The sequence below is a fragment of the Butyrivibrio sp. AE2005 genome (assembly GCF_000686965.1).
Taxonomy (GTDB): domain Bacteria; phylum Bacillota; class Clostridia; order Lachnospirales; family Lachnospiraceae; genus Butyrivibrio; species Butyrivibrio hungatei_A.
Window position 1 is genome coordinate 1 of the sequence record NZ_JMMD01000007.1, and the last position, 13,091, is coordinate 13,091.

The window sequence follows — 13,091 nt, forward strand, 5'->3', positions numbered from 1 at the left end:
GGTAATGGTTACCTCTTTCAAGGCATATCGCAACAGATCTCCCTAGGTACCACACGTTTCTTCCTCTCCATCTATCTGCCTCATTTATCATGCATGATTCCGTGTAGTTATTGGGCTTCGACTTGTGGAGCAGCCTCACCCTCATGCATAACCTTATATGAGATTTCTGTTCGTCAGACCAGAGATTTGCCCATGAGTTAGTATGTTCCTCATATCCAGCTTCCTTCAGATTCCATCTCACGATGGACACCCTTGCCTTCGGCTATATCCTTCCCACTACCAGGTGGATTCGGGACTTTAACCCGTTAGAAACGTGCGCCGCTAGGCGCACTTCAATAAAAAACACCCCAGGACAATTGCCCTGAGGTGTAATAAGTCGTATTTGATTGTACAAAGACGTAATACGTTGTGAAACGATTATCTCTTTGAGAACTTTTTCAATGTCCTAAGTGCTGTGTTTGTGGCATTTCTAGGACGAGTTGCTGTTTACCTGCTGCGTACGGTAGAAAGCTCAGGGCTACTGTATGCGGCTGGTGGCAACTTTAATAACCACGATCAAAAATAATACTCTGATTTTACTTTCTGCTCATTAAATCTTTATCTGTTGTAAGATTATCTTCCGATATATCTTTCTTAGCGGAGCACACGGGACTTAAACCAAAGGTTCACAATGTACCCACAGCTCTAATTAATCCGTTATTTCTCCTCCAGCCTCTCTAAGATCAAACAATGAAACGATCTTAAACTCTTTCTTTTCAGTATCCACATCCCTAAACCAGATGCTTCCACTATTGATACATGCGCCCTGCCAGTTCGCCCATAGATCTGATATGTCCCATGATGCAAGTGCGGTCATCTCTTCCTCATTAAATGCTTTTTTAAGAATAGGTATGCTTATCGTTATTCATTTTACTAAAATGTTTATGCCACCGGTAGGATTTCCTCACATATTGCACGGATCTCTTCACTGAAAACAGTATCTTTTGGCCAGATGAAGGTAAAATCATGTTTTACCCTAAAGTCGTCAAGGGGGATTGTTTTCAGATATCCGGACTGCAGTCCGGATGCAACCGCTGCTTTATATAAAAAGGTGATGCCACAGTCTTTTTCAATAAGGCTTATTATGGCATGCATGTTCTCCACCTGGATAAAATTCCTAAAATCACTTGTAGAGTAATTGTTCAAGGCAAGAGCTCTTTCTAATATATTGCGCGTTCCTGAACCGGGTTCTCTTATAAGAATTCGCTCGGGAAAGAGATCTTTTATCACGCGCGGTTTCTGAGTGAAAGAGTGCTTTGCCGAACAGACAGAAACAAACTCTTCTTTGCTAAAAAGCAGCGTTTCATAATCATTTTCAGGAAAATATCCTTCTACAAGTGCAAAATCTATAACCCCCTCGGAGAGTTTTTTAAGAAGCTCCGATGTGTTGCCAAATGTAATCTTAAGATTAGTATCCGGGTGATTTTTTATGTAATCACTGATCGGATCAGCAATTATGTATTCTCCTATGGTCATGGTGACACCAAAAGAGATGTCTTTTAAGCCATGGTTATTCTGTGAAAGTATTTCTTTGAGACTTTCATCATCATTTTTTATCTGATTCATTTTTTTATACAGGAGTTTTCCGTTGTCAGTTAGAAAAAGTTTTTTTCCATCCTGAGTAAACAGCTTTGTCCCGTATTCATTTTCAAGATGATGTATGTGTTGAGAAACAGCGGGCTGAGTAATATTCAGCTCCTTAGCCGCCTTGGTGAAATTGAGGTGTCTGCAAACGCAGAGGAAAGTATCTATTCTGAAATCCAGCATAATCAGTCCTCCCTAACGATAAGAAATGTTTATGGATATATAATAATATATAATTTTATCTTTTTCAAAAGGCAGAATATAATAAGACCTACGAAAGAACAGATTAAAAAGAGAGAGGTCTTGAGATGGATTTTTTGAAAAAGAATTACATGGGAGTAATAGTATGCTTCACTATTGCAGTTCCTTCATGGCTCCTGGGAAAGCGCTTCCCTGTCGTTGGCGGAGCGGTGATTGCAATCATTCTGGGCATGATAATAGCCCTGTTCTGGAATGACAAGGGGAAGGCGGCTGATGGAATAAAGTTCACATCAAAGATAATTCTGCAGGAGGCTGTTGTCCTCCTTGGATTTGGTATGAATCTTTCGGTCGTTCTTCAGACCGGGAAACAGTCACTTCCTATAATTATCTGCACGATTTCAACATCGCTTATCCTATCATGGATTCTTCATAAGGTTATGAATATCAAAGGAAACACAGCTACTCTTATCGGAGTTGGCTCATCAATATGCGGCGGCTCAGCAATAGCAGCTACGGCTCCTGTCATTGATGCGGATGATGATGAAGTGGCACAGGCAATTTCTGTGATATTTTTCTTTAACGTGCTGGCAGCACTTCTTTTTCCTTCGCTGGGAAAGCTTATAGGTTTTGATATCACAACAGGAGAGACTTTCGGTATTTTTGCGGGAACTGCAGTTAATGATACTTCTTCCGTCACCGCAGCTGCATCAACCTGGGATAGTATGTGGAACCTAGGGAATCAGACTCTTGATAAGGCAGTTACGGTCAAGCTTACAAGAACACTGGCTATCATACCTATTACACTGGTACTTGCGTATCTGAGGGCAAGGGAAGCAAAAAAGGATGGAAGTTCGACAAATGGCTTTAGCTTTAGAAGAGCATTTCCGATGTTCATAGTCTTCTTTGTGATTGCTTCAATTATCACAACTATTTGCTTGAGAGCAGGTGTCCCTTCTTATGTTTTTAAGCCACTTAAGGAACTTAGCAAGTTCTTTATAATAATGGCCATGGCTGCTATTGGCTTGAACAGTAACATAATCAAACTAATTAAATCAGGTGGGAAGCCGATTTTGCTTGGCGGCTGTTGCTGGATCGGAATAACAGTTGTCTGCCTTTTGATGCAGCATGTAATGGGAATATGGTAAAGACCTGAGTCTGAATAAAGTTCCACATTACGGTTCTCCCTTACAGCACTTGCCGGTGGTTTCATTACAGAGAGTTTTTATAAAACCACAGAATTCCTTCATGATGTCCGTGTTTATTGAATAGTAGTGCCACTTACCTTCTTTCCTGTCTTTAACCAAGCCCGAATCCACAAGTATCTTCATGTGATGAGAGAGAGTCGGCTGTGTAATATCAAACTTTTCAAGAAGCTTACATCCGCATTTCTCCTGATCAGAAAGCATCTTAACTATTTCCATTCTGTTGGGATCTCCAAGAGCCTTACATATCAGCACTTCGTCTAATTTGGCCATAATCTTCTCCTTATATAGATGTTTATCTATGTGTTGATAAAGCATATACATAGATATTCGTCAATGTATTATTTCAAAAAGGAGACAGAGCTTTTAAAACTCTGTCTCCTCCGTGGCAATTTATCTTCCGATATAATAGACGATACGCTTTTTTCTGTGCCTCATAAAAAGAGCCTATTTTACCTGAAAAAGCGAATAAATATTCAACGTAGTTCCTTTTTCAGTTTTCGAATAACATACTTTTCGCCTGTTCTCGGATCAGTCTTTTCTTCCGTATCGAAATCATACTTGAATCCACATGATTCAAACATCTTGGCTGACGCAATGTTTTTCATCCTATGACCGCCTCTAAACTCTTTTGCTCCACATCTGGAAGCTTCGTCACATAAAGCATTTAGAATCTGCTTCCCAATCACCATATTCAGCTTTCTTTAAGATAAGATCATGTGTTTCCAATCTCACTTTTTTCACGTTAAAGGCTCCTTCAAAGCGATTTAATAAACTCCAAATCCTTTTTGAGAACCGCCTCAACTGGCATATCAAGCCAGTTCTTACCAGATTTTGAAACAGAATCTACATAAGCCTTATTGCTAAAAACTCTTTCCACACGCTTAACAACATCGTCCATTGTTGCTACGTTTCTAAGTGTTTCATCAGAAAAGATATACTTATCAATACAATCTCTAAGTTGCGCCTTGTCCACCTCATCGCTTAGATAGCAGATATCAAATACATCCTTATATCTCGTTGATCTACTTGCAAATCGCACAAGTGATTTCAGTTTTTCTGTAATCATCTGCGCTTTGGAATTAATCAAAAGACTAACTGCATCTTCCTGAAATCCTATATCAAAAGCATAATCTTCCTGCTCCAATGATAAATCAGCATGAACACCTATATCCATTTTTAGTGATAAAACTGTATCATTTGAATCCGTTATAGTTATAGTAATCCTTTTTCCTTTGTAGTCTTGATGGTTAAGTTCAGTTATCTTACCATCTATAGCAATAGACAGTCCATCAATACAATCAAGACGTTTAACAAACTGCCTTATGGATTCATCAGATATCGAATATCTGATAAAATCAAGATCTATATCCTGCGTAGCGCGTCTGGCATTCTTAGAAAGACTTCTCATTACAACTCCGCCCTTGATGGTTGCATTCCTCGCCATTCCGCTTTCTGCAATTGCCTTGAGTACTATATCCTGACAGAGCTTAGATTCTGCATTTGCTTCGCTATACCCCTCTGTTTTTATCTTTTCTACTTCATCCCTTAAATTCATGAAATCAAAGAACCTCCATCTGTATCTGATTCATAAGTGTATTACCATTTCGGAACATGTAGGCATAATCCTCAACAAGTCCAAAATCCATTTCCTCTACTATGCGCCTATAGTTTTGTATTATCTCCTTGTACAAATCAAATGGTATGCCTTTTCTAAAGCGCATAAGTTCTATGAGCATCCTCTCCCTGTCATATATCCTAATACTCGAATTATTATACTTCATCTCAATTATGCCCGGCTCAAAAATATCATCTTTGAGAAAAGACTGTATTACTCTTTGATCCTTAATCCTTGAATCCTCTCGCCGAGTTGCAAGATGAAAATGATCTGGTATCACATCAGTAAGAGAATGGTAATAAAACGCACTTTTTCCGGTAAACACTGCCCTCGGAAATTTGCTAGTTATTATATCAAGATCCGAAACATTTCTTACAGTAGAATATACTCCCTTTTCTTTCATAAAGAGCTCTCCCTTGCTCAGCTCTTTCTTGATCTTATAATCCGATCCATATTTTTCAATACATTCGTTATAGGTTAGAACCATGTTGTGCCTCCTTTGCTGAAGGTTTAGCATTTTAAAGCAATCATACACATGTAATCATACAAGTGTGTATTTTTACTTTAATAGTACAACATCACACAGGATAAATCAATTACATATTCAAGTATATATACACGCTTTTACTCTTTGTGTGTATTTTTACTGTAATATTTTATTAAAAAATAATGGAAATGCCATTGCTTCAGCCCAAGCATTCCCATTTTATGCAAGAAATATACAGATTGTTAAAGAATTTGTAAGCACGTTTTAACTGAAAGTTAATCTATTCAGAAATACTTAAATTTTTTCTTTGTAGCAACTGTTTATAATTATACCTATATCTACCATCCTGTTCAATATTATGTGCATAAAACAAGAGCGTTTTCACGCCCCTGCCTATTGCACTATCAGTTATTCATCTCTCAGGTCTTAGATTATTCCTATTAAGATTTGGACTTTGCTGCTCCTTCCTCTGATCAACTATCATCTGGCTTTCTCTTAGCTTTTGCAAAATGCTTGTTTTAGCCTTTTCAGCTACCTCAGGCTTCTTGGTCTTATCCCACCATTCCTTGAATGTTCTGAAGGCTTTCGAGACTAGTTTTCCCAGTGTGGTCTTAGGATTTTCGAGTGTTGCGTATCTCATGAATTCCTTTTTCATTTCTGTATTTACCACTGAGTCCACATATTGGTTAACTGTGCTTTCAATGTCCTCCTTCATTTCTTTAGCCGTTCCGTCCAGAGCTTCAATCTGTGTCTCCTTCTCCTGGCACTTATCTTCCAGCTTTTCATATTCTTGCTGCTTTAGCCTTAAGTAGAATTCTTTTGAGAAGTCGCTATTCCTTCCTTTTTCCTTTGGCTTTAAGGTTTCATCTCCAAAGATCTCCGGGTGGTCTATCATCTGATGCTCTACAAAATCGTGCATTAGATCTTGTATTTTTTCTAGTCTCTCCTGATCAAACACTTTTGTTTTTGCCACCTGTTTGCTTAGTCCTCGTTTGTATCCTGTTGCTACCGGAACTCCTACTACGTGCATATGAGGTGAATCCTCATCCAAGTGTGTTACCGCCGATGCGATTTTGAATTCCGGAACTATCTCTTTTACATATTCAAGCTGATCTCTCAAGAGTGGCTTCATTGCATTCCACTGCTCTCTCGTCTTATCTGCCCAGAATTCCTTATCCCCTACTTGGAGAATTACCTCCGTAGCCACATCATTCTTTTTACTTTCGGATACATACTCCAGATAGTCAGGAATCTGTCTGTCACTTCTTTTACCTTTGTTGTATTCCGCAAGTGCCTCAGAGAATTCCCTTTCATAAATCTCTTTTACATCATCGAGAACATTTACTTCACTCCCGACTTCCACTTCGATCATTTCTTCGTTATACTCTTCGCTTTGAAATAATCGAAGATTGTGTTTGCTCACCGAAACCACATCTCGCGTTTTAGTGAGCGAATGCTTCTTACATGAAATGTGAAATGTCACTGTTATCATAAACAAACTCCTTTCGTAATATTTTTTTGCCGCCGGCAGGCCCCTCGGAGAGCCCCCGGATAATGATGTGTAATGTCATTATCCATAGGGGGTTACCCATAACGACACGTTATGGGGAAGCTCGCTCCGCTCGCCTGCCAAGCCATTCATTCCTTGGCTGATTATTACCGGAGCGTGTCACGCTCCCGTTCAATCCATCAAGGGAAATCACCATCTAAAATCCCTGTGCATTCCCACCATATCGAGGTAGTCCTGACGAGCTTTTTTCTTCTCCTCTTCTGTGGGTGCTGTCTTGAACTTTGAATAGATTTCATGCCTCACTAGTTTTTCCATCTTGTCTTCAAGTTCTTTTTTGATCAGATCAGTATCTTCATCAAACTCAAAGACCAGTAATCGTACCAGCCTTATAAATAATTCCTGTGATATCTGTACGTTTTTCATTCGTCCCTTTCTTCTAGTCCGCAACAATGCAGTGTCTTTATCTTTTTACAACCTTGCAATCTTAAGAGTGTAACTTCAGATACCTTACATTGTTGCGGTCTTGATTATCATTCGTTCTCTTTCAATATCCAGTACCAGGTATTGTTGATTCTCCTGGCTTTTATCCCAAGTTCATTTTTGGCTATCTCCAGAGTTCTTTTTGATATATCCTCTTCTTTAGCCAGTTCTACTGCCTCGTTACTTGGGAGCATATTATGGTCTTCAGCCAATTCTCTCAGAAGAGCTATCGCCTTTTCCTGCTTATTCGCTTTCGGTGCAATTCCTCCGAGAACTTCGTCTGCGGTTATTTCATAATCTCCAATCCACTCGAATCCCTTTTCTGATAATCTGAAGGCCTTTGAATGTCCAAATGCTGCTAAGTTGTTCTTTATTTGGACTATTGCCCTTAGTTCCGGTTCTCCTTCTATCCTTCCTACCAGCAGGACACTTCTTGCTACTGCGTAGAAGTCAATTGATCCCATCCCTCTATAGGCTGCCTTGTTTCCGGAAGCCTTGTTCATGTGTCCGATTAGGATGATTGCACATTTGTACTTCTCCGCCAGAGCTCCCAGCTTCTTAGTCATATCTCTTGCTTCGTTAGCTCTATTCATATCCATTCCGCCTCCGAGATATGCCTGTAGTGGATCCAGAATCAAGAGTTTTGCTCCAGTCCTTATGATTGCCTGTTCAACTCTCTCATCTACCATTGATAGCGATTTATCACTCTCATCTATCACATGGATTTTGGAGCAGTCAGCCCCGGCACCTTCAAGTCTTGGCTTTACTGTATCAGCCAGTCCGTCTTCTGCTGTCTGATATATGATGTTTATTGGTTCCTCACTCTGCAGACCTGTATCTAACGAAATTCCTTTTGATAACTTCGCTGCTGCATTTAGTACAAAAGTTGTTTTTCCATCTCCGGGATCTCCCTGAATGATGGTAAGCTTTCCATATGGTATAAACGGATACCATAGCCAGGAAACTTCTTCAGCTTCTACATCTGACATCTGGATAAGCTTTAATTCTGGTTTGCTTGTTTCCATTTTGATTCCTCCAATCTTACTTTTTTGTTGAACTTGGCCGGAACCCTTGCTATACTTTATTTAATCGAATTTACAAAAGCTCCGGCTTTTCATTCACTCTCTTGTTACCAGCAAGAGAGTTTTTTCATTTTAGACTGCTTCTGGACTAAAGTATCCAATCTCTTCCCATACCTTTCTGTCTGGACAATAGTAGTTGTATTCACTGGAATTCTCTTTCTTCATGGCATATCCAAATTTGAATATCCCCTGCTGGATTCCAATTCTTACGAACTGTGCATCCTTGTGCATTGCCTCGGCAACCTCAGTTATAGGAACATTTCTACCGGTAAATCTTGGTAGTTCTACATATAACTTTTTGTCTTCCATACTTTTCACCTCCCTTCTTTCAAAATACGAATTATCAGTTCGTATTTTGATAATACGTCTTAGTAATTCATTTGTCAACACAAAATATGTATTTATAATTCGTATTACGTTCTTGCAATTCGTATTTCTACATGTTACAATTCACACAAGGAGGTCAGTATGATGAATAATAGATCTGATATTGGAAATAGAATTAAGCAGGCCCGCAAAGCTCAGCACCTCAGTCAGACTGAACTGGCTAACAGGCTAGGCAAAACTATGCGTACCGTACAGAAATATGAAAGCGGTGAAATAGAACCTTCAATAGGTATACTGAATGAGATCGCAAATATTCTTAATATCTCCCCAGCAGAACTAATTGGATATCAGAAGAAGAACATCACTTTAGATACTCTCTCAGATGTCCTCTATGTTCTAAACGAATTAAATAAAAAAGCAGGTCTTCACTTCAATATAGACGTAAATCGCCCACCAAAAACTGAAGAGTGGAGCTGTAGCCTTAAATTCATGGGAAACGATGAGATAGCAGAAAACAACGCAGATCTCTGCCTTTTTCTGGAAAGATACGCAGATGAACGAGAAAGCCTTGAACAAGGCCTATCAAATGAAGATAGATTTAATCACTGGTTTGAAACAGAACTTGCATACTACGCAAATGTAGCATTGCCCGATAAGAAAGGTGATTAAGGGACTATCCCCTTTTTCATAAATTACCTGAGCATCAAAGGAGGTCGATAATACTTGAAATTACCAAACGGATATGGAAGTGTTATGAAAATGTCCGGGAAACGCAGAAAGCCCTATATGGTAAGAGTAACCACCGGATGGACCATTGATCCGGAAAAAGGTACCAAAAAGCAGACGTACAATGTCATAGGATATGCTGAAACCAAGCAGGAAGGATTGCAAATGCTATCAGATTATCATCAGAATCCATTTGATACAAAAGCAGCCAAAATGACATTCACAGACGTATATAATGCCTGGTCTGAAGCAAAGTATCCTACCATCTCTAAATCCAATGTGCATGGGTATACAGCCTCATATAACGTATGTGGCACCCTTTACAACAAAACTTTTAGAGATATAAGGCTGGCAGAGCTTCAGAATGTCATTGATACCTGCGGAAAAAATTATCCTACACTCCGTAAGATCAAAGTCCTTTTCAATCAGCTTTACGATTACGCTCTTAAGAACGATATCTGTAACAAGGACTATTCCGAATTTGTAGATATCCTCAAGTATAAGGATAAAAATCCAAACAAGGTTGAGAGAGATATCTTTTCAAAAGCTGAGATTGACAGGTTATGGGAACTCAAGGATGATCCGTTCTACCAGACAGTACTGATGCTGATTTACAACGGCTGTAGAATATCTGAACTACTGGATTTGGAAAAGAAAAATGTTCATCTTGAAGAACAGTATTTCGATGTGATACTAAGTAAGACTGAAAATGGTATCAGAAAGGTTCCTATAGCAGATAAGGTTCTACCATTCTACAAAGCCTGGTATGAATCCTCTGACTGTGAATACCTTCTTCACACAGATGACAACAAAAAATTCACCTACAGGAACTATAAAGACAGCTACTGGACACCGCTAATAGAAAACCTTGGTATGGAGCACAATCCTCATGATACTAGACACACCTGCATATCAATGCTGGCGGAAGCTCATGTGGATCCTACAATGATCAAGAAAATCGTAGGACACTCCGGAGCAATGTCTCTGACAGAGAAAGTGTACACACACCTTGATATCCAGTCTCTGGTAGAAGCAATAAATAAAATCTAAGGCTTGAGAATTTTGCTGTCTGCCTGCTGTTTACTCGCTGTTTACGGTACAAAATTTTCTGCGTTTCACCACAACTGAATACAATTATAGATAAAAGAAAAACCCCAGAAACACTGAGTTCCTGAGGTTTGTAAATTCTTTTTGAATCTCGAAATCTTATCTCTTTGAGAACTGAGGAGCACGACGAGCTTTCTTCAAACCGTACTTCTTTCTTTCCTTCATACGAGGGTCTCTTGTAAGGTATCCGGCCTTCTTAAGTACAGGTCTGTACTCATCTGAGTCAGCCTGAAGAAGTGCTCTTGCGATACCGTGTCTGATAGCACCGGCCTGGCCTGTTGTGCCGCCGCCTCTAACTGTTACTACAACGTCGAACTTCTCAGTTGTCTCTGTAGCAACAAGGGGCTGTCTAACGATAACCTTGAGTGTCTCAAGTCCGAAATACTCATCGATAGGTCTCTTGTTGATTGTTATATTTCCATTTCCGGATACAAGGTATACTCTAGCGATTGATTTCTTTCTTCTACCTGTTCCGTAATAATTAGATGACTTTGCCATTTTTACTATTCTCCTCTCCGATTAAAATGTTAATACTTCAGGCTTCTGAGCTGCGTGTGGATGCTCTGCACCTGCGTATACATGGAGCTTTGTGTACATTTCTCTTCCAAGAGATCCCTTAGGAAGCATTCCCTTAACGGCATGCTCGATAACTCTTTCAGGCTTGTCCTGGATCATCTGACGGAGTGAGAACTCCTTGTGGTGTCCAACATACTCTGTGTGATGCCAATACATCTTCTGATCAAGCTTCTTACCTGAAACCTTGATCTTCTCAGCATTGATTACGATCACATAATCGCCTGTATCAATGTTAGGAGTATAGATGGGCTTGTTCTTACCTCTAAGTACGTTTGCTACGTTTGAAGCAAGACGTCCAAGTGTCATATCGGTAGCATCAACTACATACCACTTCTTCTCAACTGTAGTTGCACTAGGCATATAAGTTTTCATTGTATTTCCTCCAGTAAATAATTACTTGATTGGTTACTTATGTGAAAACCCTTCACCTGATTCTCACATTATATATGATGTACATATTGAAGCTTACCGGGACAACAATATGACATTTTCACCTAATAGTGGACATGACGTCACACAGTAAGATATTATATATCGCATTTAGTCTTATTGTCAACACTATTTCCAACGATCGGAACGCCATCCGTGAACTTATATTTTATAAGGAATAACCCCTCCGGCGGTGCTGTCGGACCCGCTGCTTTGCGATCCTTGCTATCAAGCATTTTCTTAACTTCCGAAGGCTCTTTTTTCCCTCTTCCTACAAGTATGAGCGTACCCGCGATTATGCGGACCATATTATATAGAAAGCCGTTGCCCGTAACGCTGATTATCACTTCATCGCCGTGTCTTTCCACCGTAATGTCCCTGATTGTGCGCACATGACTTGCCGCCTGCGATTCAACATTGCAAAAGCTTGTAAAATCATGCTCTCCCACGAGATACTTCGCTGCTTCCTGCATCTTTTCCGCATCCAACGGCATGCTGAAATGATATGTATACAGTCGCCTTACGGGAACAGGCATCTTGGTGTTCAAAACCCTGTATTCATAGGTTTTCTCTGTATCACAATGACGCGGATGAAACTCCGGTGCGACTTCCATCGACTCAACAATTCGCACATCCTCAGGAAGTATATGATTCAGGGCAAAAGAGAATCTGTCTCCCGGAATCGTCGAGCAGGTATCAAAAACAGCGACATTTCCGTAGGCATGAACGCCTGCATCCGTCCTGCTTGCGCCTATTACCGCAACTTCCTCTCCGGTCAGACCATGAATTGCCCTGTTCAGCACACCTTCAACGGTATTAGGGGTTGAACTCTGAAGCGCCCATCCGCTGTAATTTGTGCCATCATATGAAACTATCAGCATTATTCTGCGCTTTTTTGCCATTTCTTTATTATCTCTCAGAATTTCATTCTTCCAATCACAACACATATTATAAGGAAAAGAACAAGCACAATATATGCAATCCTGTCTCTTTTCTGATAAATTAGCGGCTTCATCTTGGTCCTGCCCTCGCCGCCGCGGTAGCACCTTGCTTCCATTGCCATCGCAAGATCCATAGCTCTTCTAAATGCCGATATAAAAAGCGGCACTAAAAGCGGTACCATGTTTTTTGCCCTTTTAATGATCGAGCCGGTCTCAAAATCCGCGCATCTTGCCATCTGAGCCTTCATGATCTTATCGGTCTCCTCGAGCAAAATAGGGATAAATCTAAGCGCGATCGACATCATCATTGATATTTCATGCACCGGAACATGCACAAGCTTAAGCGGATTAAGTAAACTCTCAAGTCCGTCAGTCAAGTTGTTTGGCGTTGTCGTAAGCGTCATAAGCGATGAACCTGTAATAAGGAACACCAGTCTTATCGCCATCTTTACGGCAAGTTTAAGGCCCTCATCCGTGATCTTTATCTTCCAAATTGTAATTATCGGATCTCCGGGAGTCAGAAACAAATTAAACAGCACCGATATCATCAGCAGGAAAAAAATAGATTTCATTCCCCTGAAGATAAATTTAACCGGCACATTCGACAGCTTGATGTTCATAGCAAGAAAAAGTCCCGCGATAACATATCCCAATGCGTTATTTACCATAAAAATGGCAATAAGGAAAACAAACGTGCCGACTATCTTAACTCTTGGATCCAGTCTGTGTATTATCGATTCAGTTCTGTAATATTGTCCTAATGTAATATCTCTAAGCATCTT

At 40.0% G+C, this 13,091-nt stretch carries 18 protein-coding genes; 3 read left to right on the forward strand and 15 right to left on the reverse strand.

Annotated elements, in window-relative coordinates; translation table 11 throughout:
- From DL92_RS21360 to DL92_RS0107665, 3 genes are all read right to left on the reverse strand, one after another.
- Nucleotides 1-241: hypothetical protein (locus DL92_RS21360; RefSeq protein ID WP_207640536.1), on the reverse strand; the 241-nt coding region annotated here is incomplete at its 3' end.
- A 447-nt stretch (nt 242-688) separates the two neighbouring features.
- Entirely contained in the window at nt 689-856 is a 168-nt protein-coding gene (locus DL92_RS21005) for a hypothetical protein (RefSeq protein WP_015550812.1), read from the reverse strand.
- A gap of 65 nt (nt 857-921) precedes the next feature.
- Nucleotides 922-1,806 (reverse strand): LysR family transcriptional regulator, encoded by an 885-nt coding sequence (locus tag DL92_RS0107665; RefSeq protein ID WP_022780006.1) that lies wholly within the window; start codon nt 1,804-1,806, stop codon nt 922-924.
- 125 nt (nt 1,807-1,931) lie between these two features.
- Between DL92_RS0107665 and DL92_RS0107670 the strand changes: the two genes are divergently transcribed.
- Nucleotides 1,932-2,969: a YeiH family protein gene (locus tag DL92_RS0107670; RefSeq protein WP_026515575.1), complete on the forward strand. Its 1,038-nt coding sequence runs from the start codon at nt 1,932-1,934 to the stop codon at nt 2,967-2,969.
- Nucleotides 2,970-2,996: 27 nt separating this feature from the next.
- Here DL92_RS0107670 and DL92_RS0107675 read toward each other — a convergent pair whose 3' ends face one another.
- From DL92_RS0107675 to DL92_RS0107710, 8 genes are all read right to left on the reverse strand, one after another.
- Complete coding sequence (locus DL92_RS0107675) at nt 2,997-3,299, reverse strand: ArsR/SmtB family transcription factor (RefSeq protein ID WP_022780004.1); 303 nt, start codon at nt 3,297-3,299, stop codon at nt 2,997-2,999.
- A gap of 203 nt (nt 3,300-3,502) precedes the next feature.
- The gene (locus DL92_RS0107680) at nt 3,503-3,718 is read right to left on the reverse strand and encodes a GNAT family N-acetyltransferase (RefSeq protein ID WP_026667340.1); all 216 of its coding nucleotides are present in this window, start codon (nt 3,716-3,718) and stop codon (nt 3,503-3,505) included.
- Between the two features lie 65 nt (nt 3,719-3,783).
- Nucleotides 3,784-4,584, reverse strand: a complete 801-nt coding sequence (locus DL92_RS0107685; protein ID WP_034468743.1) for a nucleotidyl transferase AbiEii/AbiGii toxin family protein — start codon at nt 4,582-4,584, stop codon at nt 3,784-3,786.
- A 4-nt stretch (nt 4,585-4,588) separates the two neighbouring features.
- Entirely contained in the window at nt 4,589-5,131 is a 543-nt protein-coding gene (locus DL92_RS0107690; protein WP_026667342.1) for a type IV toxin-antitoxin system AbiEi family antitoxin domain-containing protein, read from the reverse strand.
- A gap of 412 nt (nt 5,132-5,543) precedes the next feature.
- A complete protein-coding gene (locus tag DL92_RS0107695) occupies nt 5,544-6,503 on the reverse strand; it encodes a plasmid recombination protein (protein WP_242845840.1) in 960 nt (319 codons plus the stop codon).
- A 327-nt stretch (nt 6,504-6,830) separates the two neighbouring features.
- On the reverse strand, nt 6,831-7,064 hold the full coding sequence (locus tag DL92_RS0107700) for a hypothetical protein (RefSeq protein WP_026521217.1): 234 nt from the start codon (nt 7,062-7,064) through the stop codon (nt 6,831-6,833).
- A gap of 107 nt (nt 7,065-7,171) precedes the next feature.
- Nucleotides 7,172-8,146, reverse strand: a complete 975-nt coding sequence (locus tag DL92_RS0107705; protein WP_026667344.1) for an AAA family ATPase — start codon at nt 8,144-8,146, stop codon at nt 7,172-7,174.
- 129 nt (nt 8,147-8,275) lie between these two features.
- On the reverse strand, nt 8,276-8,512 hold the full coding sequence (locus DL92_RS0107710) for a hypothetical protein (protein ID WP_013280038.1): 237 nt from the start codon (nt 8,510-8,512) through the stop codon (nt 8,276-8,278).
- A 159-nt stretch (nt 8,513-8,671) separates the two neighbouring features.
- Here DL92_RS0107710 and DL92_RS18640 point away from each other — a divergent pair, with 159 nt between their 5' ends.
- Together DL92_RS18640 and DL92_RS0107720 are read left to right on the forward strand one after the other, a co-directional pair.
- The gene (locus tag DL92_RS18640) at nt 8,672-9,199 is read left to right on the forward strand and encodes a helix-turn-helix domain-containing protein (protein ID WP_049973101.1); all 528 of its coding nucleotides are present in this window, start codon (nt 8,672-8,674) and stop codon (nt 9,197-9,199) included.
- Between the two features lie 54 nt (nt 9,200-9,253).
- Nucleotides 9,254-10,306, forward strand: a complete 1,053-nt coding sequence (locus tag DL92_RS0107720; RefSeq protein WP_024865247.1) for a tyrosine-type recombinase/integrase — start codon at nt 9,254-9,256, stop codon at nt 10,304-10,306.
- A 156-nt stretch (nt 10,307-10,462) separates the two neighbouring features.
- Here the strand turns inward: DL92_RS0107720 and rpsI are convergent, their stop codons facing one another.
- The 4 genes from rpsI to DL92_RS0107740 all read right to left on the reverse strand — a co-directional run bounded on the left by rpsI (nt 10,463) and on the right by DL92_RS0107740 (nt 13,088).
- On the reverse strand, nt 10,463-10,861 hold the full coding sequence (rpsI, locus tag DL92_RS0107725) for a 30S ribosomal protein S9 (protein WP_026655595.1): 399 nt from the start codon (nt 10,859-10,861) through the stop codon (nt 10,463-10,465).
- A gap of 21 nt (nt 10,862-10,882) precedes the next feature.
- The gene (rplM, locus tag DL92_RS0107730; RefSeq protein WP_026655596.1) at nt 10,883-11,311 is read right to left on the reverse strand and encodes a 50S ribosomal protein L13; all 429 of its coding nucleotides are present in this window, start codon (nt 11,309-11,311) and stop codon (nt 10,883-10,885) included.
- 155 nt (nt 11,312-11,466) lie between these two features.
- Entirely contained in the window at nt 11,467-12,270 is an 804-nt protein-coding gene (gene truA / locus DL92_RS0107735) for a tRNA pseudouridine(38-40) synthase TruA (protein WP_026667345.1), read from the reverse strand.
- A gap of 14 nt (nt 12,271-12,284) precedes the next feature.
- Nucleotides 12,285-13,088: an energy-coupling factor transporter transmembrane component T family protein gene (locus DL92_RS0107740; RefSeq protein WP_026667346.1), complete on the reverse strand. Its 804-nt coding sequence runs from the start codon at nt 13,086-13,088 to the stop codon at nt 12,285-12,287.
- Nucleotides 13,089-13,091: the final 3 nt, after the last annotated feature.